The sequence below is a fragment of the Actinoplanes sp. ATCC 53533 genome (assembly GCF_003947245.1).
In genome coordinates this window covers 1-23,830 of the sequence record NZ_QHHV01000120.1, presented here as the reverse complement: position 1 = coordinate 23,830, position 23,830 = coordinate 1, and the positions used below count along the sequence as shown (strand labels likewise).

Annotated in this window: 22 protein-coding genes and 2 pseudogenes; 11 read left to right on the top strand and 13 right to left on the bottom strand. The window is 72.1% G+C overall.

The features are described from left to right. Positions 1-41 precede the first annotated feature (41 nt). Genes DMB66_RS34315 through DMB66_RS34305 form a run of 3 tightly spaced genes read left to right on the top strand, consistent with a single transcriptional unit; the run spans position 42 to position 1,989 of the window. Positions 42-536, top strand: coding sequence for a hypothetical protein (locus tag DMB66_RS34315; protein ID WP_125808282.1), 495 nt, complete (start codon positions 42-44; stop codon positions 534-536). Between the two features lie 20 nt (positions 537-556). Next, positions 557-1,789: an exodeoxyribonuclease VII large subunit gene (xseA, locus tag DMB66_RS34310; RefSeq protein WP_125808281.1), complete on the top strand. Its 1,233-nt coding sequence runs from the start codon at positions 557-559 to the stop codon at positions 1,787-1,789. Then, positions 1,786-1,989, top strand: coding sequence for an exodeoxyribonuclease VII small subunit (locus DMB66_RS34305; protein WP_125808280.1), 204 nt, complete (start codon positions 1,786-1,788; stop codon positions 1,987-1,989). Before xseA ends, DMB66_RS34305 begins: the two co-directional genes overlap by 4 nt. 4 nt (positions 1,990-1,993) lie before the next feature. Here the strand turns inward: DMB66_RS34305 and DMB66_RS34300 are convergent, their stop codons facing one another. After that, positions 1,994-2,563 carry a DUF4245 domain-containing protein gene (locus DMB66_RS34300; RefSeq protein WP_233625044.1) on the bottom strand — a complete coding sequence of 190 codons (570 nt, stop codon included), beginning with the start codon at positions 2,561-2,563 and terminating at the stop codon, positions 1,994-1,996. A gap of 96 nt (positions 2,564-2,659) precedes the next feature. On the opposite strand from DMB66_RS34300, the gene glpX reads away from it, so the two are divergent. Then, a complete protein-coding gene (gene glpX, locus DMB66_RS34295) occupies positions 2,660-3,685 on the top strand; it encodes a class II fructose-bisphosphatase (protein WP_125808278.1) in 1,026 nt (341 codons plus the stop codon). Then, positions 3,682-4,653: a DMT family transporter gene (locus DMB66_RS34290; protein WP_125808277.1), complete on the top strand. Its 972-nt coding sequence runs from the start codon at positions 3,682-3,684 to the stop codon at positions 4,651-4,653. Before glpX ends, DMB66_RS34290 begins: the two co-directional genes overlap by 4 nt. A gap of 40 nt (positions 4,654-4,693) precedes the next feature. Here the strand turns inward: DMB66_RS34290 and DMB66_RS34285 are convergent, their stop codons facing one another. The 4 genes from DMB66_RS34285 to DMB66_RS34270 form a co-directional block, all read right to left on the bottom strand. Further along, positions 4,694-5,356 (bottom strand): rhomboid family intramembrane serine protease, encoded by a 663-nt coding sequence (locus DMB66_RS34285; protein WP_125808276.1) that lies wholly within the window; start codon positions 5,354-5,356, stop codon positions 4,694-4,696. 100 nt (positions 5,357-5,456) lie between these two features. Beyond that, positions 5,457-6,248 (bottom strand): serine protease, encoded by a 792-nt coding sequence (locus DMB66_RS34280; RefSeq protein ID WP_125808275.1) that lies wholly within the window; start codon positions 6,246-6,248, stop codon positions 5,457-5,459. A 75-nt stretch (positions 6,249-6,323) separates the two neighbouring features. After that, positions 6,324-7,043: a lytic transglycosylase domain-containing protein gene (locus tag DMB66_RS34275; RefSeq protein WP_125808274.1), complete on the bottom strand. Its 720-nt coding sequence runs from the start codon at positions 7,041-7,043 to the stop codon at positions 6,324-6,326. 384 nt (positions 7,044-7,427) lie between these two features. Next, positions 7,428-8,840 (bottom strand): PhoH family protein, encoded by a 1,413-nt coding sequence (locus DMB66_RS34270; protein WP_125808273.1) that lies wholly within the window; start codon positions 8,838-8,840, stop codon positions 7,428-7,430. A gap of 259 nt (positions 8,841-9,099) precedes the next feature. Here DMB66_RS34270 and otsB point away from each other — a divergent pair, with 259 nt between their 5' ends. After that, complete coding sequence (gene otsB, locus DMB66_RS34265) at positions 9,100-9,924, top strand: trehalose-phosphatase (protein WP_125808272.1); 825 nt, start codon at positions 9,100-9,102, stop codon at positions 9,922-9,924. On the opposite strand, the gene DMB66_RS34260 is transcribed toward otsB, so the two are convergent. After that, positions 9,868-10,776 (bottom strand): LysR family transcriptional regulator, encoded by a 909-nt coding sequence (locus DMB66_RS34260; RefSeq protein ID WP_125808271.1) that lies wholly within the window; start codon positions 10,774-10,776, stop codon positions 9,868-9,870. The genes otsB and DMB66_RS34260 overlap by 57 nt on opposite strands. A gap of 69 nt (positions 10,777-10,845) precedes the next feature. On the opposite strand from DMB66_RS34260, the pseudogene DMB66_RS64310 reads away from it, so the two are divergent. Then, positions 10,846-11,643, top strand: a pseudogene (locus DMB66_RS64310) (DMT family transporter); the annotation flags it as partial. 19 nt (positions 11,644-11,662) lie between these two features. On the opposite strand, the gene DMB66_RS34250 reads toward DMB66_RS64310, so the two are convergent. The 4 genes and pseudogenes from DMB66_RS34250 to DMB66_RS34235 form a co-directional block, all read right to left on the bottom strand. Beyond that, positions 11,663-12,433, bottom strand: a complete 771-nt coding sequence (locus tag DMB66_RS34250; protein ID WP_125808270.1) for an isoprenyl transferase — start codon at positions 12,431-12,433, stop codon at positions 11,663-11,665. A gap of 31 nt (positions 12,434-12,464) precedes the next feature. Then, a pseudogene (locus DMB66_RS34245) lies at positions 12,465-13,593 on the bottom strand (NAD(P)/FAD-dependent oxidoreductase). 180 nt (positions 13,594-13,773) lie between these two features. Further along, complete coding sequence (locus tag DMB66_RS34240; protein WP_125808269.1) at positions 13,774-14,643, bottom strand: hypothetical protein; 870 nt, start codon at positions 14,641-14,643, stop codon at positions 13,774-13,776. Positions 14,644-14,698: 55 nt separating this feature from the next. After that, a complete protein-coding gene (locus DMB66_RS34235) occupies positions 14,699-16,504 on the bottom strand; it encodes a phosphoenolpyruvate carboxykinase (GTP) (protein ID WP_125808268.1) in 1,806 nt (601 codons plus the stop codon). Between the two features lie 308 nt (positions 16,505-16,812). Here DMB66_RS34235 and DMB66_RS34230 point away from each other — a divergent pair, with 308 nt between their 5' ends. The 3 genes from DMB66_RS34230 to DMB66_RS34220 all read left to right on the top strand — a co-directional run bounded on the left by DMB66_RS34230 (position 16,813) and on the right by DMB66_RS34220 (position 18,814). Further along, positions 16,813-17,601, top strand: coding sequence for a sigma-70 family RNA polymerase sigma factor (locus tag DMB66_RS34230; protein WP_125808267.1), 789 nt, complete (start codon positions 16,813-16,815; stop codon positions 17,599-17,601). Continuing rightward, positions 17,598-18,188, top strand: coding sequence for a GtrA family protein (locus DMB66_RS34225; protein ID WP_125808266.1), 591 nt, complete (start codon positions 17,598-17,600; stop codon positions 18,186-18,188). Before DMB66_RS34230 ends, DMB66_RS34225 begins: the two co-directional genes overlap by 4 nt. Positions 18,189-18,250: 62 nt before the next feature. Further along, positions 18,251-18,814 (top strand): GtrA family protein, encoded by a 564-nt coding sequence (locus DMB66_RS34220; protein WP_125808265.1) that lies wholly within the window; start codon positions 18,251-18,253, stop codon positions 18,812-18,814. A gap of 3 nt (positions 18,815-18,817) precedes the next feature. On the opposite strand, the gene DMB66_RS34215 is transcribed toward DMB66_RS34220, so the two are convergent. From DMB66_RS34215 to DMB66_RS34205, 3 genes are all read right to left on the bottom strand, one after another. Next, on the bottom strand, positions 18,818-19,375 hold the full coding sequence (locus DMB66_RS34215) for a PH domain-containing protein (RefSeq protein WP_125808264.1): 558 nt from the start codon (positions 19,373-19,375) through the stop codon (positions 18,818-18,820). Positions 19,376-19,379: 4 nt separating this feature from the next. Then, entirely contained in the window at positions 19,380-20,243 is an 864-nt protein-coding gene (locus DMB66_RS34210) for a biotin--[acetyl-CoA-carboxylase] ligase (RefSeq protein ID WP_125808263.1), read from the bottom strand. Between the two features lie 123 nt (positions 20,244-20,366). After that, a complete protein-coding gene (locus DMB66_RS34205) occupies positions 20,367-21,692 on the bottom strand; it encodes a hypothetical protein (protein ID WP_125808262.1) in 1,326 nt (441 codons plus the stop codon). Positions 21,693-22,970: 1,278 nt separating this feature from the next. Between DMB66_RS34205 and DMB66_RS34200 the strand changes: the two genes are divergently transcribed. Continuing rightward, positions 22,971-23,830, top strand: an 860-nt coding sequence (locus tag DMB66_RS34200) for an acyl-CoA carboxylase subunit beta (RefSeq protein ID WP_305026159.1), incomplete at its 3' end; no start/stop codon positions are given.

Here is a 23,830-nt window from a genome sequence, read left to right as displayed (position 1 = left end):
TTTCCGCACGTAGCGCGGCTGCCGGACGCGATACTCGGGCGATGAGCACGGTGGGCGGCGTCGAGTCGCCCGGCCCCTGGGGCTCGTTCGGTGCCGGGCTGCGGTTGCTCGTCGGCTGGTTCAGCGTGGCCATCGCCATCCTGAACCTGCTCGCCGAGCTGGATCGGCTGCCCGACCGCGCGTACCTGCTGTTCCACGCCATGCTGCTGGTCGGCGGGTTGTTGCTGATCTCGTACGGCTGGGGCACCGCCGGGACCGGGCCGGCGGGCTACGCGGGCTTCGGCGCGGTGCTGACCGGCGGCATGCTCGTCAGCGCGCTGCCGGCCAACCACGCGGTGTGCTGCATGACCGCGTACTCGGTGCGGCACGGCTATCCGTTCACCTTCCTGGCCCGCGACGACGGCGGCGGCTGGCACGTCGACAGCCCGCAACTGCTGGCCGATCTGTTGTTCTGGGGGTACGCGGGCCTGATCGTGCTGGTGCTGGTGGCGATGGCGCGCCGGATCAGCGAGCACCACGGCGGCGGCCGGAACTGACCCGCCCGTAGGCTGGCCCGGTGAGCCAGCCCGAGCAACCGAGCGCGCCCGCGAAGTCCAGCGCCGACGAGCCCTGGCCGGTCCGCGTCGTCAGCCAGAAGGTCGGCGCCTGGATCGCCAAGCTGGGCTGGGTGTGGGTCGACGGCCAGGTCGCGCAGATCAGCCGCCGGCCCGGCACCGGCGTGGTGTTCCTCACCCTGCGGGACCCGTCGGCCGACCTCAGCCTCACCGTCACCGCCCACCGCGACGTCCTCGATGCCGGTGCTCCCGGGCTCGCCGAGGGGGCCAGGGTCACGCTGCACGCCAAGCCCGAGTTCTATCCGGCGCGCGGCTCGCTGAGCCTGCGCGCCGACGAGATCCGCCAGGTCGGCATCGGTGAGCTGCTGGCCCGGCTGGAACGGCTGAAGAAGCTGCTCGGCGCCGAGGGCCTGTTCGCCCGCGAGCGCAAGCGCCGGCTGCCCTTTCTGCCGCAGCGGGTCGGGCTGATCACCGGGCGGGCCTCCGCGGCGGAGCGCGACGTGCTGATGAACACCCGCCGGCGCTGGCCGTCCGTCGACTTCCGGGTGATCAACGTGCCCGTGCAGGGCCCGACCGCGGTGCCGCAGATCATCGACGCGCTCAAGGTGCTCGACAACGACGACACGGTGGACGTGATCGTGCTGGCACGCGGCGGCGGCAGCGTCGAGGACCTGCTGCCCTTCTCCGACGAGGCGCTGTGCCGGGCCGTGTTCGGCTGCCGCACCCCGGTGGTCAGCGCGATCGGGCACGAGACCGACGCGCCGTTGATCGACTACGTGGCCGACGTGCGCGCGTCCACCCCGACCGACGCGGCCAAGCGGATCGTGCCCGACCTGGCCGAGGAGACGACGCTGATCCAGCAGGCCCGCCGCCGGCTGGACCGCGCGGTGATCGCCCTGGTGGACCGGGAGGCGCACCGGCTGGACTCCTGGCGGTCGCGGCCCGTGCTGGCCCGCCCCGAGGTGCTGGTGGACCAGCGGGCCGCCGAGGTGACAGGGCTGCGGGACAGGGCGACGCGCAGCCTGGACCAGCGGCTGGGCCGCGCCGACGACGACCTGCGGCACACCCTGGCCCGGCTGCGGGCGCTGTCGCCACGGGCGACGCTGGAGCGCGGGTATGCGATCGTGCAGCGGACCGACGGCCACGTGGTCCTGGCGGCCGGCGAGGTGGAGACCGGCGACGTCGTCCGGGTACGGCTGGCCGACGGTGAGCTTCGAGCGGAAGTGCAGAGATGACGGACGAGAAACTCAGTTACGAGCAGGCCCGCACCGAGCTGGCGACGGTGGTGGAACGGCTGGAGCAGGGCGGCAGCTCGCTCGAGGAGTCGCTGGCGCTGTGGGAGCGCGGCGAGAAGCTGGCGGACGTCTGCCAGCGCTGGCTCGACGGCGCCCGCGAGCGGATCGAGGCCGCCCGCGCCGCCCGCTCGGAGAGCTGAGAGATCAGCCCAGCGACGTCGCGAAGGCCTCCAGGGTCTGCGACTCCGCTGTCCCGACCACGATGATGGTGCGGCCCTTCTCCAGCAGCAGCAGGGCGTTCTCGCCCTGCCGGGCGTCGTAGCGCTGCCAGGTCCGCGCACCGTCGCGGAAGGTGCTGACCGCCTTCGGGTCGTCGCCCAGCTCCACCGGCAGCAGCTTCGCGGTCGGGGTGCTGCTCTGCACGAGCTGGATCGGGTCGCTCTCCGGGTCGACGTAGCCGAGCCGCAGCGTGGCGCCGTCGGTGTCGCGCTTGAAGGTCGCGCTGACCGTGTGCCAGTCGTCGCCGAGGCCCTGCGGGAGGAGCACGGGGAAGACGGCGGCGCTGCGGGCCTGCTGGATCGTCGGCTCGGCGTCGATGCTGATCGGCTTGTCACCGTCCAGCACCACCCGGTAGAAGACCAGCAGCAGCGCGATCGGCAGCAGCAGAATGCCGAGCGACATCGCCATGTCGCGCGGGGAACGACCGCCGCGCTTACCGACGGTGACGGGCCCGGCGGCCGCTTCGGGCGCCGGTGCTGCTTCAGGGGTAGCCACCCCACCATTGTTAACCATGTCGCGGACGCGGGACTTCGCGCATATCCGCGTGTGAGGATCGGTGCACCACACCCGCACCGTCGCGAGGAGGCCCCTATGCCCGTAGCGCAGAACCCGCAGGATCTCGACCGCAACATCGCCCTCGATCTGGTCCGCGTCACCGAAGCGGCCGCGATGGCCGCCGGCCGCTGGGTCGGCCGGGGCGACAAGGAGGGCGGCGACGGCGCCGCCGTCGACGCCATGCGCAAGCTCATCAACTCGATCCAGATGCGCGGCGTCGTCGTGATCGGCGAGGGCGAGAAGGACAACGCCCCGATGCTGTTCAACGGCGAGGAGGTCGGCGACGGCACCGGCCCGGAGGTGGACGTGGCGGTCGACCCGGTCGACGGCACGACGCTGATGAGCAAGGGCATGCCGGGCGCGGTCGCCGTGCTGGCGGTCGCCGAGCGGGGCGCCATGTTCGACCCGAGCGCCGTCTTCTACATGGAGAAGATCGCCGTCGGGCCGGACTGCGCCGACGTCATCGACATCAACGCCGGCGCGACCGAAAATCTGCGGCGCATCGCCAAGGCGAAGCGCTCCAGCGTGTCCGACGTGACCGTGTGCATCCTGGACCGGCCCCGGCATCAGCCGCTGGTCGAGGAGGTGCGGGCGGCCGGCGCCAACATCAAGTTCATCTCCGACGGCGACATCGCCGGCGCCATCTCCGCGGCGCGCATCGAGTCGGACGTCGACGTGCTGATGGGCATCGGCGGCACCCCCGAGGGCATCACCGCGGCCTGCGCGCTGAAGTGTCTCGGCGGCGCCATCCAGGCCAAGCTCTGGCCGCTGGACGACTCCGAGCGGGAGAAGGCCCTGGCCGGCGGGCACGACCTGAACCGGGTACTGAGCACCGACGACCTGGTCACCGGCGACAACTGCTTCTTCGTCGCCACCGGCGTGACCTCCGGCGACCTGCTCAAGGGCGTGCGATACCGGTCCGGCGGCGCGCACACCCAGTCGATCGTGATGCGCTCCAAGAGCGGCACGATCCGGGTCATCGACTCGTACCACCGGCTGGAGAAGCTGGCGCTGTACTCGGCCGTGGACTTCGACGGGCACCTGCCGACGGTGCGCGAGTGACCCAGACCTCGACTGCCCCGCCCGCCGTCTCGGCGGGGCGGCGGGCCGGCGGTGTGGGCCTCGCGGTGGTCGCGGGTGTCGCGCTGGCTGTGCAGTCGAGGATCAACGGCGAGCTGGCCGTACGCCTGGGCGACCCGATCGGTGCCGCCACCATCTCGTTCGGCTCCGGCCTGCTGGTGCTGGCGGTGCTGGTGCCGCTGCTGCCGGCCGGCCGGGCCGGGATCGGCCACCTGCGTGCCGCCCTGCGCGCCGGCCACATCCGCCCGTGGCAGTGCGTGGGCGGCATGTGCGGCGGCTTCCTGGTCGCCACCCAGGGCCTGACCGTGCCGACGCTCGGGGTGGCCGTCTTCATCGTCGCCCTGGTCGCCGGCCAGTCGTCGAGCAGCCTGCTGGTGGACCGGGCCGGCGCGGGCCCGGCCGGTCCGCAGCCGGTGACCACGCCCCGGCTGGCCGGCGCGGTCCTGACCGTGTGCGCGGTGCTGCTGGCGGTCGGCGACCGGATCGGGCATCCGAGCGCCCTGGCGCTGGCGGTGCTGCCGCTGCTGGCGGGCCTCGGCATCGCCTGGCAGCAGGCCGTCAACGGCCACGTCCGGGTGGTCTCGGGCAGCGCGATGGTCGCGGGCCTGCTCAACTTCTGCACGGGTACGGCGGTCCTGCTGGTCGCCTTCGCGGTGTCGGTGGCGCTGGGCGGCCTCCCGGACCACCTGCCCCGCGGCCCCTGGTGGCTGTATGTGGGCGGCACCCTCGGGATCGTCTTCATCGCGCTGGGCGCCGCCGTGGTCCGCTACACGGGCGTGCTGCTGCTCGGCCTGGGCATGATCGCGGGGCAGGTCACCGGCGCGCTGCTGCTGGACGAGATCCTGCCGGGGGCGGCGGGCCGGCCGGGCTGGAACACGGTGCTCGGCGCGTTCCTGACCCTGGTGGCGGTGGCCGTGGCGGTCGTGCCGGCCCGGCGGGCCAAGACCTGACCAACAACGAACTCGCACGGGTTTTCCGCTGCGGGTGGACTCAGATGTCGCTGAGCGTGCTGCCCGGGCCGTAGACGGCCGGGGTCGGCCGCGGCCGGCGCCGACGGAAGAGGATCGCCGCGACCACGCCGCCGAGCATGCCCAGCAGGTGCCCCTGCCAGGAGATCGGCTGGTCGGTCGGGAGCACGTTGTAGAGCTGATACCAGTAGAGCAGCCCGATGAACGCGGCCACGCCGAGGTTCCACCAGCTGCGCTCCACGAAGCCGCGGGCGAAGAGCAGGCCCAGGTAGCCGAAGACGACCCCGCTGGCGCCGACCACGACGCTGCTCGGGTCGCCGATGAGCCACACCCCGAAGCCGCTGACCAGCACGATCACCAGCGTCGACCAGAGGAAGCGGCGGGTGCCCCCGGCCAGGGCGAACGTGCCGACCAGGATCAGCGGAATGCTGTTGCCGTACAGGTGGTCCCAGCCGGCGTGCAGGAACGGGCTGAAGATCACCCCGTCCAGGCCGCTGATGCGGTGCGGGATGATGCCGCCCGCCACGTCGAGCCGGCCGGAGCCGATGCCGACGTCGATCGCCTCGATCAGGAACAGCACCGGGATGACCGCGCACATCGCCAAGAACGCCCGGCCGATGGAGGCGAAGAACGCCTCGGTGCCGAATCGGGCCGCCTGATCCTCGCGTTCGCCGGGGTAGCTCATTCCCCGATGGTCGCCGATGGACGCCAGCCCCGCCAACTCAGGGTGGTGGAATGGACGCGTTCAGCTGTGCCGACCCGCGGCGGAAGCCCATGCGACTTCGCTAGGTGAGCTGTCGGGTCGCCGCGCGGATGTCAGCGTGGAATTTCGAGACCTCGGTGTAGACGCCGGGATAGCTGCGGCGGGCGCAGCCGAGGCCGAAGCTCACGATGCCGACCTGCACCCATCGATGGTCCGCCGTCTGGTGGACCATCGGCCCGCCGGAGTCGCCCTGACAGGTGTCGACCCCCCGCCCGGCCGCGCAGATCGACTCGTCCTCCACGAGCCGCACCCCGATCTTGCGGTACGCCTGGGCACACTTCTTGTCGCCCACCGCGTACACGGTCCCGTACCGCAGCTTGTGCACCTGCTGCAGCGAGTCCTCGCGGGTCTGGCCCCACCCGAGGATGGTCAGCGGGCCGGCCTCGTCGGCGCCGCCGTGGCTGAGGTCCAGCACCGGCAGGTTCAGTTCGCGGTCCAGCTTGATCAGCGCCCAGTCGTCGCCGCGGGTCTCCTCGCGGAAGCCGCCGGCCCGGATGACCGCGACCGAGTGCGCTCTGATGGCGGCGCCGGACCTGATGTCGGTGGTGCCGGCGAGCACGCCGATGCTGCGGTCCCGGCCGGTGCCGGCGACGCAGTGACCGGCCGTGAGCACGACGCCGGGGGCGGTGAGCACCCCGCCGCAGCCCATCGAGAGCCGCACCATCCACAGGAACCGGCCGGCCGGCGCCAGGCTGCCGCCGACGACCTCGCGGATCGGCTCGGTGCCGGCTGCGGCCCGGGCGGCTATCTGGCTCCCGGAGAGAACGCAGGCGAGCATCCCGAGCAGGACCATCGAGGCGACTTTCCGTACCATTCCGACATTTGATCACGGCCGGTAACGGCAAATGGGGTACGCGCCGAAACGCGCACCCCATTTGTCACGCCGGGATCAGTACCAGCCCGTGTTCTGCGAGTGTGACCACGCGTTGCACGGGGTGTCGTAGCGGCCCTTGATGTAACCGAGGCCCCACTTGATCTGGGTCGCCGGGCTGGTCTTCCAGTCCGAGCCCTCCGAGGCCATCTTGGAACCCGGCAGGGACTGCGGGATGCCGTAGGCGCCCGAGCTGGGGTTCTCGGCGCGGTGGTTCCAGCCGCTTTCCTTCTTCCACAGCTTGTCCAGGCACGGGAACTGGTCGATCTTGAAACCCTCATCGAGCATCAGGGCGCAGCCGGTCGCCCGGTTGCCGCTGTATTCGTCGCAGGAGGCCGGAATCTCGCCGGTGTAGGGCACCGTCCCGCCGGAACTGCCGGAGCCGGAGGACTTGGCCTTCTTCTCGGCCGCCGCCTTCTTCTCGGCCGCCGCTTTCTCGGCGATCAGCTTCTTCTCGACCGTGCGGGCCTTGCCCGCCGCGGCCTTGGCCTCCGCGGCCGCCTTGGCGGCAGCCACACCTTCCGCCTGACGCTGGTACGCGCGAGCCGCCGCGTGCTGGCCGTGCCGCTCCTTGAGCAGCTGCATCTCATCCGCGTCCGCTTGGACGATGAGACCGACCTGGGCGCTCTGCGCCTGGACTTCCTGGTCTTGACCGAGGTAGACCCCGCCGATCACGCCTGCGACAAGCAGGCCCACCGAGGCCACGCGGATGCCGACCCGGCTCCAGAGCCGATTCACGAAGTATCCCTTCGTAGGGGGCAATGACGCGGCTGGAATTCACCGGGACGAATCCCGGCGACATTTCCCGCCGCGAGCATCGACGGCCCCCTCGGGCCGCGTGACCAGCCGACTTCCGCCGGTCACGGTGACTGCCAAGTCGATCTTCAACCTGCCGGGCCACACGATTGATGCTCGCCAGCCACCATGGCGCACGGTGAAGTGGATGTGAAATGACGACGCGCACCTGTGAAATGAATCACAGGATGTTCGGTAGTTATTCCGGGCAAAAGCCCGCCTTTTCCCGCACTTTCGAGGTAGCCAATACCTTACTTTGCGTAGCTAGCTCTCTTCATAGCGTGAGGCGGGGACCCCGGGGTCCCCGCCTCAGCCGATAACGGAGCGTTACTGCGGGATGTCCTCCAGCAGATCGGTCACGACCTCTGCGATCGGCGAACGCTCGGACCTCGTCAGGGTGACATGGGCGAAGATGGGGTGACCCTTCAGCGCCTCGATCACCGCCGTCACGCCGTCGTGCCGGCCCACCCGCAGGTTGTCGCGCTGGGCGACATCGTGGGTGAGCACCACCCGCGAGCCCTGGCCGATCCGGGACAGGACCGTGAGCAGCACGTTGCGTTCCAGCGACTGCGCCTCGTCAACGATCACGAACGCGTCGTGCAGGCTCCGGCCCCGGATGTGGGTCAGCGGCAGCACCTCGAGCAGGCCACGCGCCATGACCTCCTCCATCACGTTCGCGTGCACCACCGCGCCGAGCGTGTCGAAGACCGCCTGCGCCCAGGGCGACATCTTCTCCGACTCGCTGCCCGGCAGATAGCCGAGCTCCTGGCCGCCGACCGCGTATAGCGGGCGGAAGACGATGACCTTCTTGTGGCGGTTGCGCTCCATGGTCGCCTCGAGGCCCGCGCACAGCGCCAGCGCGGACTTGCCGGTGCCGGCCCGGCCGCCCAGCGAGACGATCCCGATCGACTCGTCCAGCAGCAGGTCCAGGGCGATCCGCTGCTCCGCCGAGCGGCCGCGCAGCCCGAACGCCTCCCGGTCGCCGCGAACCAGGCGCACGGTCTTGTCCGGGTTGACCCGGGCCAGCGCCGAACCGCGGGCGGAGTGGATCACCAGGCCGGTGTGGCAGGGCAGCGCGTCCGCCTCCTCCAGCTCCAGCTCGTCGCCCGCATACAGCTGGCTGACCTGCTCCTCCGACAGCTTGAGGTCGGCCATGCCCACCCAGGTCGGGTCGCTGGCCTGGCCGTGCCGGTATTCGTCGGCCGTCAGGCCGACCGAGGCGGCCTTGACCCGCAGCGGCATGTCCTTGCTCACCAGCGTGACGTCCCGGCCGTCCGCGGCCAGCCCGAGCGCCACGGACAGGATCCGGGTGTCGTTCGAGTCGTTGCGGAAGCCCTGCGGCAGCACACTCTGATCGGCGTGGTTGAGCTCCACGCGCATCGTGCCGCCCTCGTCGTTGCAGAGCACGGGGTGGTCGAGCCGGCCGAACTTGATGCGCAGCTCGTCGAGCATGCGCAGCGCCTGCCGGGCGAACCAGCCGAGCTCGGGATGGTGGCGTTTGTCCTCCAGCTCGGAGATCACCACGAGCGGAATGATCACCTCATGATCGGTGAACCGGCGGAACGCCGCCGGGTCGGACAGCAGGACCGAGGTGTCCAGAACGAAAACCCGCCCCGCTGGGGCGGGCTCCGCGTCTGTGTGCCGATCGCGGGACGACCTGCGTCCCGTCCCGGCACGACTGCTGGACACGGTGGCGGCCGGGTCTTGCGAAGCCCCGGCGTCAGTACGGCGAGATGTCACAGGCCTGCTCCAGCGGGCGTGCAACCCGTCCACCCGCGGTCCGCCACGTCCGGCGCCCGTGCCTGGCACGGAGCCGGGATGCGGGGCCCCGTGGCGCTCTTGTCGCAGGTCCGGGCCGACCGGTTGGCCCGGGATGACCCCGTGCCATGACTAGAACGCTAGCTGCCAACCGCCACCGGCGGTAGTACCCGCGTGTTACGCCAATTCCGCTCCGTTACGCCGACGTGCGAAGAGCCTGACGCCAGGTAGGCTGGGACTTGTGCCTGAGTCCGAGCCGCAACACGCGCGTCCCACGCACCCGCTGAGCGCCGCCGAAGCCTGGCAGTTCACCGCTTCCCGGGCCGCGGAAACGACTCTCTTCTTCGACTTCGACGGCGTGCTGTCGCCCGTCACGGACGATCCCGATGCTTCCCAGCCGGTTCCGTCCGTGCTGGGCGTGCTGGAGGAGCTGGCCGGCGCGGTCGCCCGGGTGGCCATCGTCTCGGCCCGCCCGGTGAGCTTCCTGCGCTCGCGCTTCGAGTCGCTGACCCACGTCGACCTCTACGGCCTGTACGGCCTGGAGGTGTGGCACGACGGCGAGGTGGTCACCGAGCCGGCCGCCCTGCCCTGGGTCCCCGCGATGGCAGACCTGGCCGAGCGGGCCAAGACTGAGCTGCCCGCGCAGATCCTGGTGGAATACAAGCGCCTCTCGGTGGCCCTGCACTACCGCACCGCGCCGCAGCTCGCCCAGACGGTCGAGCGCTGGGGTCACGAGCAGGCCGAGCGCCTGGGCCTGCGGGTCCAGGGTGGCCGGATGGTCGTCGAGCTCAAGCCGCCGGTCGACCAGGACAAGGGCATGGTGATCAGCGAGAGCGTGCTGAACGCCCGCTGCGCGTGGTATTTCGGCGATGACATGTCCGACATCAAGGCGTTCGACGCGCTGCGCGCCCGCGAGGCGGTCGATCCCGACTTCTTCGGCATGTGCGTGGCGGTGGCCAACCCGGAGACCGGCGCGGAGGTCTCCAGCGCCGCCGACCTGACCCTGGAGTCACCCGAGGCTGTCGCCGGCTTCCTCGCCGACGCCCTGCGCGCCTTCCCCCGCTGACCAGCCGTAGGCGGTTCGCGCCAGGTCGACCACCTCGTCGAGCTGATCCGGCGGATCGTCGCGCCACCAGGCCAGCCGCACCGAGATCGTCGGGGCCCGCCGCAGCACCCGGTAGGCGACCCCCGGCCGCGGATACTGGTACGCCGTGGCTTCGGCGGTGATGCCCACGGCCTGCCCGGCGGCGATGAGCGTCAGCCACTCGTCGACCGCGGTCGTCTCGCGGATCGAGGCGGGCCGGGAGTCCGGCGGCCACAGTTGCGGGGTGGTGGTGCCGTTGCGGCTGTCCATCGCGACGGTGCAGCGCGACAGATCCTCCACGCGCAGCGTGCGCCGACGGGCCAGGGCGCTGTCGGTGGCGACGGCGGCATACCGGGACTCGACGCCGATCTCGGCGGTGGCGAACCGGGGGTCGTCCAGCGCGCGGCGGATGACGCCCAGGTCCGCCGCACCGCTGCTCAGCCCGGCCGTGGGGTCGTTGACCTGCACGAACACCAGCGGCACGCGAGGATGCGCGGCCGCCCACGCCTTCTGCAGCCGCCGGGTGTGCCGGCCCAGCGCCGCCCAGGCGTAGCCGACCCGCACCTCGGTGCTCGGCTCGGTGACGATTCGCTGCAGGTGGGCGACCTCTTCGAGGATGCGCCGGGCCTGGGCGACGATCCGGGCGCCGGCGGGCGTCAGCGCGACGTGCCGGGTGGTCCGCTGCAGCACCCGGGTGCCGAGGGCCTGTTCGAGCGCCCCGACCGAGCGGGAGACGGCGGCCTGCGAGACTCCGAGCACCGCGGCGGCGTCGGTGAACGTGCCCGCGTCGACGACCGCGACCAGGGCCCGGAGTTGACCCACCCGCACATCCATACGTTCAGCGTATAGATCTCGCGGTCTCGGTATTTCTGTTCCCGGCCGCCGCCGCGAAGCCTGGAGGTCATGAGATCCTCCCGGCTCGGCGGTCTGGCCATCATGCTCGGCAGCGCCGCCGGCAACCAGGTCGGCGCGGCGGTGGGCGCGCACGCGTTCGCCTCGGTCGGCCCGGCCGGCGTTGTCGCGGTACGTCAGCTCGTGGCCGCGGCCGCCCTGCTCGCGGTGGCCCGCCCGGACCCGCGCCGCTTCACCTGGCCGCAGTGGTGGCCGATGCTGCTGCTCGCCGGCACCTTCGCGGTGATGAACCTGAGCCTCTACACCGCGATCGACCGGATCGGGCTCGGGCTGGCCGTCACCCTGGAGGTGCTCGGCCCGCTCGCGCTGGCGCTGGCCGGCTCCCGGACCCGCTTCGACCTGGGCTGCGCGGTCGCGGCCGGGGCCGGCGTCTACGTCCTCGTGCTGCCGGGGCCGTCCAGCGACTACGCCGGTATCGGGTACGCGCTGCTCGCGGCGGCCGGCTGGGCCGCGTACATCCTGCTCAACCGGGTGTTGGGGGCGCGGGTGCCGGGGATTCAGGCGACCGCGGTCGCGACCGCGGTGTCCGCGCTGGGCTATCTGCCGGTGGCTGTGATCCTTGTCGCACAGGGCCGTTTCGGCGCCGCGGGACTCGGGTATGCCGCCGGGGCCGGGGTGCTCAGCTCACTGCCGTACGCGCTCGATCTGATCGCCTTGCGCCGCGTGCCGGCGCGCTTGTTCGGGATGTTCATGAGCGTGCACCCGGTGCTGGCGGCGCTGGCCGGGCTGGCGCTGCTCGGCCAGGCGCTGCGCCCGCGCGAATGGGCGGGCATCACGATCGTGATCGGGGTGCTGGCGCTGAACGCTCTCAGGCGCCGTAGCGACGCTGACGGCCCGCGTATGAGCGCAGAGCCCGCAGGAAGTCGGTCCGGCGGAAGTCCGGCCAGTTCGCGTCGTGGAAGTAGAACTCCGAGTGCGCCGACTGCCAGAGCAGGAAGCCGGACAGCCGCTGCTCCCCGCTCGTGCGGATGACCAGGTCGGGATCCGGCTGGCCGCGGGTGTAGAGGTGCTCGGCGATGTGCTCGACGTCGAGCACCTCGGCCAGCTCCTCCAGCGTGCGCCCGGCCGCGGACTGCTCGTAGAGCAGCGAGCGCACCGCGTCGGTGATCTCCCGGCGACCGCCGTAGCCGACCGCCAGGTTGACCTCGACGCCCTCGATGCGATTTTGTGTGCGCTCCTGGGCGGCCTTCAGCACGGTCGCCGTGGGCGCGGGCAGCACGTCGAGCGCGCCGACGATGCGCAGCCGCCACGGGTTGCCGTCCTCGGCCAGCTCCGTCGCCAGGTCTTCGATGATCTTGACCAGCGGGTCCAGCTCGGCGGCGGCCCGCTGCAGATTGTCGGTGGCCAGCAGGTAGAGCGTGACGTGCTTGATCCCGGCCTGGTCGCACCAGCCGAGCAGCTCCTTGATCCGCACCGCGCCGACCCGGTGCCCGTCGTTGGGGTCGACGTAGCCCATCTCGCGGGCCCAGCGACGGTTGCCGTCGCACATCACCCCGACATGCTGCGGCACCGGCCGGCCGGCGAGCTTGCCGGCGAGCCGTCGTTCGTACAGCGAGTAGACCAGGGACCGCAGAGTCATCCCCGCAAGCCTATCCAGCGCGCGCCGGGACTCAAGAGGGTGAGTCGGCTCCGGAGAGCATCGCGGCCCCGATGCGTCCGATCGTGCGAAGATCGAAAACACCGTCACCCAGGCCCAGCTCCACCATTCGGTCGAAAAACCGCACCATCTCGGCGTGCCGCCCGAACTGCGGCGTCGACCACGGCCGGCCGACGGGTCAGCACCGCGGCGAGGCCCGAGTGCCGCAGGTGCCGGCCGAGCCGGCCGGCGAAGGCGGCGCGGTACAGCCCGGCGGCCCGGTCCGGCCCGGCCGCGGCGGCCTCGCCGGCCAGCGCGCCGGAGAGCACCGCGTAGAAGATGCCCTCGCCGGTGAACGGATTGATCAGCGACAGCGCGTCGCCGGCCAGCAGCACCGGGCCGCGGGCCGGCGGCGGCCGGTGGGTGGACAACGGCAGGTGGTGGGCCCGCAGGCCGGCCGGCGCGCCGCCGGGCAGCAGCTCCGCCAGCCGGGTCAGCAGGTACGCCTTCGTCAGCGGCGTCCCGCGCAGCACCTCGCCGTAGCCCACGTTGGCGCTGCCGTCGCCGATCGGGAACGACCACGCGTACGCGGGCCAGCGCGCCCCGGTGGTCCGGATGACCTGCTCGGTGCCGATCGCGGCGGCGTATCCGCGGATCGCGATGGCCAGGTGACCGTCCGGGTTGACCGGGTGGCCGAGCGCGCGCCGCACCACCGAGCCGGCCCCGTCCGCGCCGATCACCACCCGGGCCCGGACCCGGTCGTCGAGAGTGACGCCGTCCCGGTCGGCCCGGACGTCGCGGACGGTGTGCCGGCGCAGTTCGGCACCCTGCTCGACGGCGGCACGCACCAACCGCTCGTCGAACACCTTGCGCGGCACCGTGTAAGCCGGGCGCGGCAGGGGCCGGGCCACCTCGGCGCCGCCGGGCGCGACCAGCCGCAGTCGTTCCACCGCCGGGTAACCGTCGGTCACGCCGGTGACCCCGAGCCCGGCGAGCACGTCCAAGGCGTCGGCCGCGATGCCGTCACCGCAGGGTTTGTCACGGGGGAAGTCGGCCTTGTCCAACAGCAGCACCGACGCGCCGGCCCGGCGGGCCGCCAGCGCCGCAGCCGCGCCGGCAGGCCCGGCTCCGACCACCGCGACATCGACCCGCTCGACGCTCATCCGCCCGCGCCCCTCCGCAACCGACCGCCACGAGCCGACATCGTCCGCCCACGCCGCCACCACGCCCGGCCGGTCATGGGCTCCCGCCACTTCCACGCCCGGCTGGTCATTGGCTCCCGCCACTTCCACGCCCGGCTGGTCATTGGCACGCGCCACTTCCACGCCGGCCGGGGCGGCCGGTCATGCCGGTGCCGCGGCCGCGGCGGCGGCAGAGTCGGTGGCCGCGGCCGTGCGGCCGGCGCGCCAGACCGCGTAGCAGGCCAGCAGGGCGGCGGCGACCAGCGGTGCGCCGTCGCGGATCAGCCCGTCCGCGCCGAGCAGCAGGTAGCAGAGCGGCAGGTCGATCACGAGCACGCCCAGGCTGACCCAGACCATCAGCTGCCGGGCCCATGCCTTGCCGCGCTGCAGGAAGAACGTGGTCAGCAGCACGGCGTAGCTGGCGCCGATGCCGATGAAGATCCAGAAGACCACCGCCAGGATGTACTCCGGGCTGCTGCCCAGCTCGCCGACCGAGATCACGGCGGGCACCAGGATGAGCGGGCTGTAGGTGAACGCGGCGACCCGGGCGGTCAGCACCCAGGCGGCGACCGGTGGGCGGCGCGGCGCCGCTTCCCGCCACTCCAGCCCCTGCCTGGTCGCGACCAGCTTGTTCGGATACCGGACCAGGTGCCCGCGCACGGTGGGATGCCGGTAGAGCAGCACCACGACCGCCGCGCAGAGCAGGGCAAGCACGCCGAAACCCGCCAGGCCGGCCACCGGCGGCGCGCCGTCCCGGGGCACGACGAGGCGGCCGACGGCGAAGACGGTGGTGACGGCGAGGATCAGACCCAGCGGCCGGGAGACCGCGCGGCTGCGGCGCACGTGCCAGATCAGGATCAACCAGGCGAGGGTACGCAGCAGCGCCCAGCCGGTGCGGACGGCGAGCCCGAAACCCTGCTCGGGCGCGTACCAGAAATTGAGCAGCTCGACCCCCGCGGTGGCCGCCGCCGTCGCGACCAGCAGCCAGGTCAGCGCACGGATCACGGGCGGTCGCAGCTCAACGGAGGTCACGGGGCTGAAGGTACCCAGGCCGCGCCCGCCTCATTCGCGAGGCGGGCGCGGGGTGTCAGCCGGCGTTCAAGCGGGACTTCAGAGCGTCGAGTTCGGACCAGAGCACGGTCGGGAGCTTGTCGCCGAACTTGGCGAACCACTCCTCGACCTGCGGGATCTCCGCCAGCCACTCGTCGGTGTCGACCCGCAGCACGGCCGCCAGGTCGGCCGGGCTGATGTCCAGCCCGCTGACGTCGAGCGCGCCCGGGGCCGGCACGTGCCCGATCGCCGTCTCCACCGCGTCACCGGTGCCGTCGAGGCGCTCGACGATCCACTTGAGGACCCGTGAATTCTCGCCGAAGCCGGGCCAGAGGAAGCCGCCGTCGGCGTCGCGGCGGAACCAGTTGACGTAGAAGATCTTCGGCAGCTTCTCGGCGTCGCCGGAGGCCGCCTTGCCCATCTCGATCCAGTGGTTGAAGTAGTCGCCGGCGTGGTAGCCGATGAACGGCAGCATCGCCATCGGGTCCCGGCGGACCACGCCGACCTGGCCGACCGCGGCGGCGGTGGTCTCCGACGACAGCGTCGCGCCGAAGTAGACGCCGTGCACCCAGTCGCGGGCCTCGGTGACCAGCGGGACCGTCGTCTTGCGCCGGCCGCCGAACAGGATCGCGTCGATCGGCACGCCCCGCGGGTCGTCGTATTCCGGGGCGAGGATCGGGCACTGGTTGATGGGCGTGCAGAAGCGGCTGTTCGGGTGGCTGGACGTCGAGTCGGACTCCGGTGTCCAGTCGTTGCCCTTCCAGTCGATCAGGTGCGCGGGCGGCTCACCCATGCCCTCCCACCAGATGTCGCCGTCGTCGGTGCGGGCCACGTTGGTGAAGACCGAGTTACCCCGCGCCAGGGTGCGCATCGCGTTCGGGTTGGTGTGCTCGTCGGTGCCGGGCGCGACCCCGAACAGTCCATACTCCGGGTTGGTGGCCCAGAGCCGCCCGTCCTCGCCGAAGCGCATCCAGGCGATGTCGTCGCCGACGGTCTCGACCTTCCAGCCCGGCAGCGTCGGCTCGAGCATGGCCAGGTTGGTCTTGCCGCAGGCCGAGGGGAACGCGCCGGCGATGTAGCGGACCGTCCCCGCGGGCGAGGTCAGCTTCATGATCAGCATGTGCTCGGCGAGCCAGCCCTCGTCGCGGGCGGCGACGCTGGCGATCCGCAGGGCGAAGCACTTCTTGCCGAGCAGGGAGTTGCCGCCGTAGCCGGAGCCGTACGACCAGATCTCCCGGGTCTCCGGGAAGTGCGAGATGTACTTGGTCTCGCTGCACGGCCAGGGCACGTCGGCCTCGCCCTCGGCCAGCGGCTTGCCGACCGAGTGCAGCGCCGGCACGAAGTCCGCGTCGGCGCCCATCGCGGCCAGGACCGCGGTGCCCATCCTGGTCATGATCTTCATGGACGTGACCACGTACGCGCTGTCGGTGATCTCCACACCGAACATCGGGCTGGGCGAGTCGAGCGGGCCCATGCAGAACGGGACGACGTACATGGTCCGCCCGCGCATGCAGCCGCGGTAGAGCTCCGTCATCGTCGCCTTCATCTCGGCGGGCGCGGTCCAGTTGTTGGTCGGACCGGCGTCGGCGGGATCGACGGAGCAGATGAACGTGCGTTCCTCGACCCGGGCGACATCACCCGGGTCGGTGCGGGCCCAGAAGGAGTTGGGCCGCTTGGCGGAATCGAGGCGGACCAGCGAGCCGCCGTCGACGAGCGCGTCGGTGAGTCGCGTCCATTCCTCGTCGGAACCGTCGCACCAGACGACGCGGTCCGGCGTGGTCAGGGCGGCAACCTCGTCCACCCAGGTCAGAAGCTTGGCGTGAGCAGTGGGGGGAACTGACATGTGATTCCCTTCGGTCGGCACTGACCTGTGACGAATCAAGCCGGAGGACCGGCTGATGTCACGGGAGTCACATCAGCCTAAGCCGGGGGGACGTTCAGTTCATCGGTGAATCCTGTGGACAACCGCACAAACTTCGGCATCCGTGCGCAATCACGATTGATTCTTCGTCGCTTGGCGCACAAGCGCGCATCCCGCCGCCTCGGGCCCACCCCGCCCGGGCTGGCGGCCCACTTTCACAAAACGGACGAAACGTCTTAAGCTGACCGCTACTCGGGCTTTCCTCCCACTCCCGGCTACAGGAGGCAGGAATGACGACCCCGGCCAGCGACCCCGATACCGACCTGCTGGCCGCCGTCCGCGCCGGCGACACCGCCGCGTACGGCGTCCTCTACCAGCGCCACCGGGCCGCGGCCCGGGCGCTGGCGTACGGGCTGGTCCACGACCCCGCCGACGTCGACGACCTGGTCGCCGAGACGTTCGCCCGGGTCTTCGCCAGCCTGCGAGCCGGCCGTGGGCCACTGGTGGCGTTCCGCGCCTACCTGCACACCACCCTCCGGCACGTCTGCTACCACCGGGCCCGGCGGGACCGCCGGCTGGAGTTCACCGACGACCTGACCCGCTACGACGAGGGCGAGCCGTTCCTGGACCCGGCCCTCGACCGGCTCGAACGCACCTACGCCGCGCAGGCGTTCCGGGCGCTGCCGGACCGCTGGCGGGACGTGCTGTGGCGCACGGAGGTCGAGGGCGCCAGCCCGGCGGAGGTCGCCCCGCAACTCGGCCTCACCCCGAACGCCGTCGCGGTGCTCGCCCACCGGGCCCGGGAGGGTCTGCGCCGGCTCTACCTGCAGCAACACGTGGCCGACACCGACCCGCCCGAGTGCCGGTGGACCGGCGACCGGCTCGGCGGGCACGTCCGGGGCCGGATCTCCGCGCGCGTCGCCGTCCGGCTCGAGGCCCACCTCGCCTACTGCGCCGGCTGCCGGGGACGACACGCCGAGATCACGGAAATTGATCAACGCGGTCACCGTCAGTACCGGCAGCGGGATCATGCTGCGGCGGAAGGGTTAAGAGTCGCTCACGAAAACGGCGGGCAGTGACCGGCACCGGTACTCTCGGGTCCGTGCCTGCCGCTTTCCTGCCCGCGCTGCGGGCACGCTTCGGTGCACTCGTTCGCGAGTTGAGCAAGTTCGGCACGGTGGGCAGCATCGCCTTCGCGATCGACCTGACCCTGTTCAACGTGCTTCTGCAGACCGGCTTCGAGTCGCTGCTCGCCAAGACCATCTCCACCGTGCTGGCCACGACCGTGGCGTTCATCGGCAACCGGTTCTGGACCTGGCGGCACCGCGAGCACACCAACATGGCCCGGCAGTACACGCTGTTCTTCCTGCTCAACGGGGTCGGCCTGGGCATCGGGCTGACCTGCCTGGCGATCAGCCACTACGGCCTGGGCGCGCTCTGGCCCGAGTTCCAGACCCCGCTGGCGGACAACATCTCCGGTCAGTTGGTGGGCACCGCCGTCGGCACCCTGTTCCGCTTCTGGTCCTACCGCCGGTTCGTGTTCGGCGGCGCCCTGGTCCCGGAGCCGACGGTCCCCGCGTCGCCGGCAGAGGCGCCCGCCCCGGCGTCCGCGACCACGCCGCCGTCCGCGCCCCCGCCCGCGCCGCGCGCCGTCCCGCGAATGTGATGTCGGAGTCACCGCACTTCAGGCTCCGCTGTCCGCGCCCACTCCCCCCGTAAGGTTGCCCAATGTCCTCAGCCCGCTCGCTGGCGGAACGCCTGCGCCACCTCGCCCCCGAGGCTCTCGCCTTCGGCTCGATCGGCGCCGCGAACACGCTGCTCTACATGGCGATCACCTGGGCATTGCTGCCCATCGGCGCCGTCAAGGCGAGCGTCGTCGCCACCGTCGTCACGACGACGCTGGCATACCTGGCTAACAGATACTGGACATACCGCCACCACACCCGCAGCGCCCTGCGCCGGGAATACACGCTGTTCTTCGGCTTCAACCTGGTCGGCATGATCATCCAGTCCGGCGCGGTGACCATCGGCAAGTACGGCTTCGGCCTCACCGAGGAGCACGACGAGATCCTGTTCATGGGGGTCACGCTGCTCGGCATCGCGGTGGCGACGATCTTCCGCTTCTGGGCCTACCGCACCTTCGTCTTCCTCAAGCCGCCCGTCGACGGCCACGAGGCCACGGTGGCCGAGCTGGACGTGGTGGCCGGGCTGGCCGAGCTCAGCGCCGAGGCGGACGGCAGCCTGGACGAGGAGCTGGCCAAGGAGATCGACGCCCAGCGGCGAGCTGTCTGATCCTCAGCGCCGCCGGCCGCGGATCGGCGCGGGCTCGGGCTCCGGCTCGTCCTCCTCGTGCTCGTCGCCGTGCAGCTCCCGGTCGGTCTCGATGAGCTGGTAGAGCAGCGTCTGCACATGCTGCACGTGTGGCACGGCGACGAGCACCGCGCTCCGGTCGCCGATCGAGTCGATCCGCAACGTGCCGCAGCCCAGCAGCCGGTCGAGCAGCGACTGGCTCATCACGTGGTCGTTGACCCTGTTCAGCGGGAGATCCCGGCGCTCCCGGGCGATCACCCCGTCCTGCAGCAGGATCCGCTCGTCGGTGAAGACGTAGTGGGTGCTGCGCCACACCAGCAGCGGCCACACCCCACGGGTCAGCCCCATGAACAGAGCGACGGCACCGACCACCAGCACGCCGATCAGGCCGCCGGTCGTCGGCGGCAACATGATCCAGACCCCGAGCACGGCGGCCAGGGCCACCAGCAGGACCAGGACCGGGCGTACGGCCGCCCGCGCGTGCGGATGCTGGTGGAGGACGACCTCTTCCTCGTCGGTCAGCACCTCGTCCGGGAAAGCCACGCGCTCAGCGTACGTGCAGAACGTCACCCGCCGAGACTCGCCGCTCGCCGTCAGCCGTACGGACCACGAGCTGCCCGTCACTGTCCACCGTGGTCGCCGTGCCGGTGAACTCCTGGTCGTTGGGGAGCAGCACCCGCACGTCCCGCCCGATCGTCGCGCAGTCCCGCTGGTACGCCGCCAGCAGCCCGCACATCTCGGCGTCGCCGCCGGCCTCACGCCAGCCGGCGTACCACCGGGCGACGCCCCGCAGCAGCGCCCGCAGCAGCGGATCGCGATCGGTGGACTTGGCGCCGGCGACCTGCAACGACGTGGCCGGCAGCCCGGTCGTGGCGGGCAGCTCGTCGCCCCGGGTGGTGACGTTCAGGCCGATGCCGACCACCACCGCGTCCCCGCTAGCCTCGGCCAGGATGCCGGCCGTCTTCGCCTCGCCGGCCGCGGTGGTCAGCAACAGGTCGTTCGGCCACTTCAGCCCGGCGTCGACCTCGGCCAGCCGCTGCACGGCCTCCAGCAGCGCCACCCCGGCGAGCAGCGGTAACCAGCCCCAGGTGCGCTGCGGCGCCGGCGCCCAGCCCCGCTCGGCGTCGGCGGCACCGGGCCGCAGCAGGAAGCTGAGCGTCAGCCCGGCCCGCGGCGGCGAGACCCACTGCCGGTCGCGCCGGCCCCGGCCGGCGACCTGGCGCTCGGCCACCACTACGAGCCCCTCGGCGGCGCCGGCAGCGGCGGCGGCCGCGGCATCGGCGTTAGTGGAGCCGGTCTCGGCCCAGATCTCCAAACGCTGCCAGAACCCGCCGGGCACGATGAGCGCTCGCTGCAGCGACCGCTCACCCAGCGGCGGCCGATCGAGGTCCGTGTAGGGCGAGGAGGCCATCAACCCAGCCTAGACGGCCCACCCTTGGCCGCGGCGCGCGCCGCGGGCCCTTCAATCCCGGCGTGCTCAGCTCGGTTCGGCGCGGCGGCCCGGTTCGGCCGCACCGGCTCGGGTTCGGGCGCGTCAGCTCGGTTCGGCCGCATGCCGGCTCACATAGACAGTGCTGCGCGGTTCCTGCTGGCCGTTGCCGGGGCGTGGGCGGGGCCGGGGGCGGGCGCGCTGGTCCGGGTGGGTGAGTTCCATCGGCGGCAGCGCCTGGGTGGCCTCGTCGGCCGGCGGGGCGCCGGCCGGCCCGGTGCCACGCCGGCGGCGGATCATGACGGCCGGGCGGCGGACACGGCGGGGGGAGGCGTCGTCGGTGGCCGCTTCCGGGGACCAGGTGAGGTCCGGCATGGCCGCTTCGGGCATGTCGGGGACGGTCCAGATCGGGCCTTCCAGGCTCTCCTCGCTGGCCGCGTAGGTGTGTCCCCGGTCGGTGCCCGGTCCGCCGCCTGGCCCGCTGACCGGCCCGCCGACCAGTCCGCGCCGGGACTGATCGGCGGCAGCGGCCGGCACCCCGTCGGCGAACCGACCAGCCCGCGACAGGTCGCCAGCAGCATCCGACGCGCCGTCGGTGAACCGGCCAGTCCGCGACGGGCTGGGGGCGGGGTCCGGAATCCGGTCGGCGAATCGTTCGGTCCGGGGCGGTTCGGCGTCATGATCCGGAACCGTGTCGTCGGCTGGGCGGCCCGCCATCGGTCTGTCGCGGTCGACGGAGTTGTCGTTCCGCTGCGACCAGGAGCGGGGCAGCTCGATCCGGGCGTCGGGACGCGGCGGCGGCCACTGCGGCACGGGCTTCGTCGGCTCCGCCTCGACTGCCACCGGTGCGTCGAAACCGACCGCCGTCGGGTAGGGCGGGATCTCGGGGATCCGTTCCACCGGGGTCGGCCAGCCGTACTCGGTCTCGTAGGAGCCCACCGGCACGGGGGTCCAGTACTCGCCGGCGACCGCTTCGGGCTCATCCTCGTACCGCGGACGGATCCAGCCCTCGACCCGGTCGCCGTACCGCAGGCCGGTGCGCTCCGCCCAGCCCTCGCCGGCCGTCTCGGTGGCCGGCACCAGACCGGTCTCGTCGGCGTCGTCCAGCGCGCCGTCGGCGAACAGGCCGGAGAACGCGCCGGTGCCGTCCACCGCGTCGAACGGGCCGGACATGTCGGTGTCCCGGTCGGCGGCGTAGCCGGCACGCAGGTCGTCGGCGCACGGCAGGCCCAGACCGGGGAGTTCCAGGGCGCGGGACCGCTCGTCCACGCGCATCGGGTCCGCGGCGCGGTCCAGATCCTGGTCGATGTCGAGCTCCGGGTCGCCGCCCTGGTCCGCGGGTTCACCCGGGTCGTCCGCCTCCTCCATGGCCATGGGCAGGCCCAGGGCCGGCAGCCGGACGTCGGTGGGCGCGCCCGAGCCCGTTGGCACTACCGACCCCGACGGGCCGCCGCCCACACCGCCGACCGCATCACGAATCGCGCTACCGACCGCTTCACCGGCTGCATCACGGCCCACCTCACGGCCTGCTTCACCGGCTGCTTCACCGGCTAATTCACCGCCTGCTTCACCACCGACGAACCGGCGGAACAACGACCGGTCCTGCCGCGGTCCCGGGTCGGCACGTTCCTGCCCGACCTGCCTTGGCGCCGCCGCGCCCTCGAAGCGGGACAGCTGCTCCTGCGCCGTGGCGAGAGCTTTCGGTGTGCGTTCCGGCACGTCTTGGGCCGCCGCGAAAGCACCCGATGCCTGCTCCGGCGCGGACGCACCCGAGGTTGGCCAGAAGCGCCGCGAACCCGCTCCGCTGTGCCGCGAAGCCGGCCCGTCCTGCCGCCCCTGGTCCGCATCGGACCCGGGGCTGCCCACGTCCGCGGCTTCGGACCTGGCTCGGGCGGGCCGCTCGGCCTGGGCCTGTTCCGCGCCACGGCGGCCCGTCCTCTTGACCCTGGTGCCGGACTTCGACTCCTTCGCGACCGCCGCACCCCGGCCACCGGCAGCGATAGCCGCGGACGTTTCAACCGACCCGGCAGCGGCGGCATTGCCGCCCCGCCCCTTCCGGACCACGGCACCAGCATCGCCACTACCGCCCTTGCGGGTCTCGGCACCAGCATCGCCACTACCGCCCCTGCGGGTCTCGGCACCAGCATCACCGCCCCGGCCCTTGCCGGTCACGGCACCAGCATCGCCACTCCCGCCCTGCCGGAGCACGGCGCCGGCATCACCGCTCCCGCCCGCAGACGCGCCCTCGCTGCCCGAACGCCGACCCCCCGCACGCGACTCCGCACCCGAGCGCCGGCCCGCCGCACGCGACTCCGTGCCCGAGCGCCGACCCCCCGGACGCGACTCCGCGCCCGATCGTCGGCCCGCCGCACGCGACTCCGAGTCCGCGCCGGCTCGGCGTCGGGCCTCGCCGTGCTCGCCGGGGCGCTGGTCTCCGGTAGCGCTGCGGAAGAGGGCGGCGCGGAAGACGATGAGCGTGGTGATGCCACCGACGATCAACGCCACGCCGACGGGGGTCATCCATGTCGTCACGGGGGATGTAACGAATGGGGCATTGAGTGCGAAACGTCCTATCTGCCGCGCCCCCGCATACGGGCACCGCGAGGGGTGCGCGGGCCCCTGGATACGATCTCCGCGGCGTGAATGCCGCCTGGCGGGCGGCGTGCGTGGGCGAGCGGAGGGCGGGGCATCGTGACGGCGCAGCAGGACGTGACGCAGCAGGATGGCATCCACACGACGGCCGGCAAGCTCGCCGACCTCGAACGGCGCACCGACGAGGCCGTGCACGCCGGCTCGGCCCGCGCGGTGGAGAAGCAGCACGCCCGCGGCAAGAAGACCGCCCGTGAGCGCATCGACATGCTGCTCGACGAGGGCTCCTTCGTCGAGCTCGACGGGCTGGCCCGGCACCGCTCGACCGCCTTCGGCCTGGAGAAGAACCGCCCGTACGGCGACGGCGTGGTCACCGGGCACGGCACCGTCGACGGCCGCCAGGTGTGCGTGTTCTCGCAGGACTTCACCGTGTTCGGCGGCTCGCTGGGCGAGGTTTTCGGCTCCAAGATCGTCAAGGTGCTCGACCTGGCCATGAAGATCGGCTGCCCGATCATCGGCATCAACGACTCCGGCGGCGCCCGCATCCAGGAGGGCGTCGTCGCGCTCGGCCTGTATGCCGACATCTTCTTCCGCAACGTCCGGGCCAGCGGCGTCATCCCGCAGATCTCGCTGATCATGGGCCCGTGCGCGGGCGGCGCGGTGTACTCCCCGGCGATCACCGACTTCACGGTGATGGTCGACCAGACCTCGCACATGTTCATCACCGGCCCGGACGTCATCCGCACGGTCACCGGCGAGGACGTCGGCATGGAGGAGCTGGGCGGAGCCCGCACGCACAACTCCCGCAGCGGCAACGCGCACTACCTGGCCAGCGACGAGGACGACGCGATCGACTACGTGCGCGCGCTGCTGTCGTACCTGCCCAGCAACAACCTGGACGAACCGACCACCTTCGACCTGCCCGCCGACCTCGCGCCGAGCGAGGTTGATCTTGATCTGGACAAGCTGATCCCGGACTC

Coding starts and splice junctions, on each gene's coding strand:
- DMB66_RS34315 (WP_125808282.1), top strand. CDS start 42: ATGAGCACGGTGGGCGGCGTCGAGTCGCCCGGCCCCTGGGGCTCGTTC.
- DMB66_RS34305 (WP_125808280.1), top strand. CDS start 1,786: ATGACGGACGAGAAACTCAGTTACGAGCAGGCCCGCACCGAGCTGGCG.
- glpX (WP_125808278.1), top strand. CDS start 2,660: ATGCCCGTAGCGCAGAACCCGCAGGATCTCGACCGCAACATCGCCCTC.
- DMB66_RS34285 (WP_125808276.1), bottom strand. CDS start 5,356: ATGAGCTACCCCGGCGAACGCGAGGATCAGGCGGCCCGATTCGGCACC.
- DMB66_RS34280 (WP_125808275.1), bottom strand. CDS start 6,248: ATGGTACGGAAAGTCGCCTCGATGGTCCTGCTCGGGATGCTCGCCTGC.
- DMB66_RS34260 (WP_125808271.1), bottom strand. CDS start 10,776: ATGGATGTGCGGGTGGGTCAACTCCGGGCCCTGGTCGCGGTCGTCGAC.
- DMB66_RS34250 (WP_125808270.1), bottom strand. CDS start 12,433: ATGACTCTGCGGTCCCTGGTCTACTCGCTGTACGAACGACGGCTCGCC.
- DMB66_RS34235 (WP_125808268.1), bottom strand. CDS start 16,504: ATGTCAGTTCCCCCCACTGCTCACGCCAAGCTTCTGACCTGGGTGGAC.
- DMB66_RS34230 (WP_125808267.1), top strand. CDS start 16,813: ATGACGACCCCGGCCAGCGACCCCGATACCGACCTGCTGGCCGCCGTC.
- DMB66_RS34220 (WP_125808265.1), top strand. CDS start 18,251: ATGTCCTCAGCCCGCTCGCTGGCGGAACGCCTGCGCCACCTCGCCCCC.
- DMB66_RS34210 (WP_125808263.1), bottom strand. CDS start 20,243: ATGGCCTCCTCGCCCTACACGGACCTCGATCGGCCGCCGCTGGGTGAG.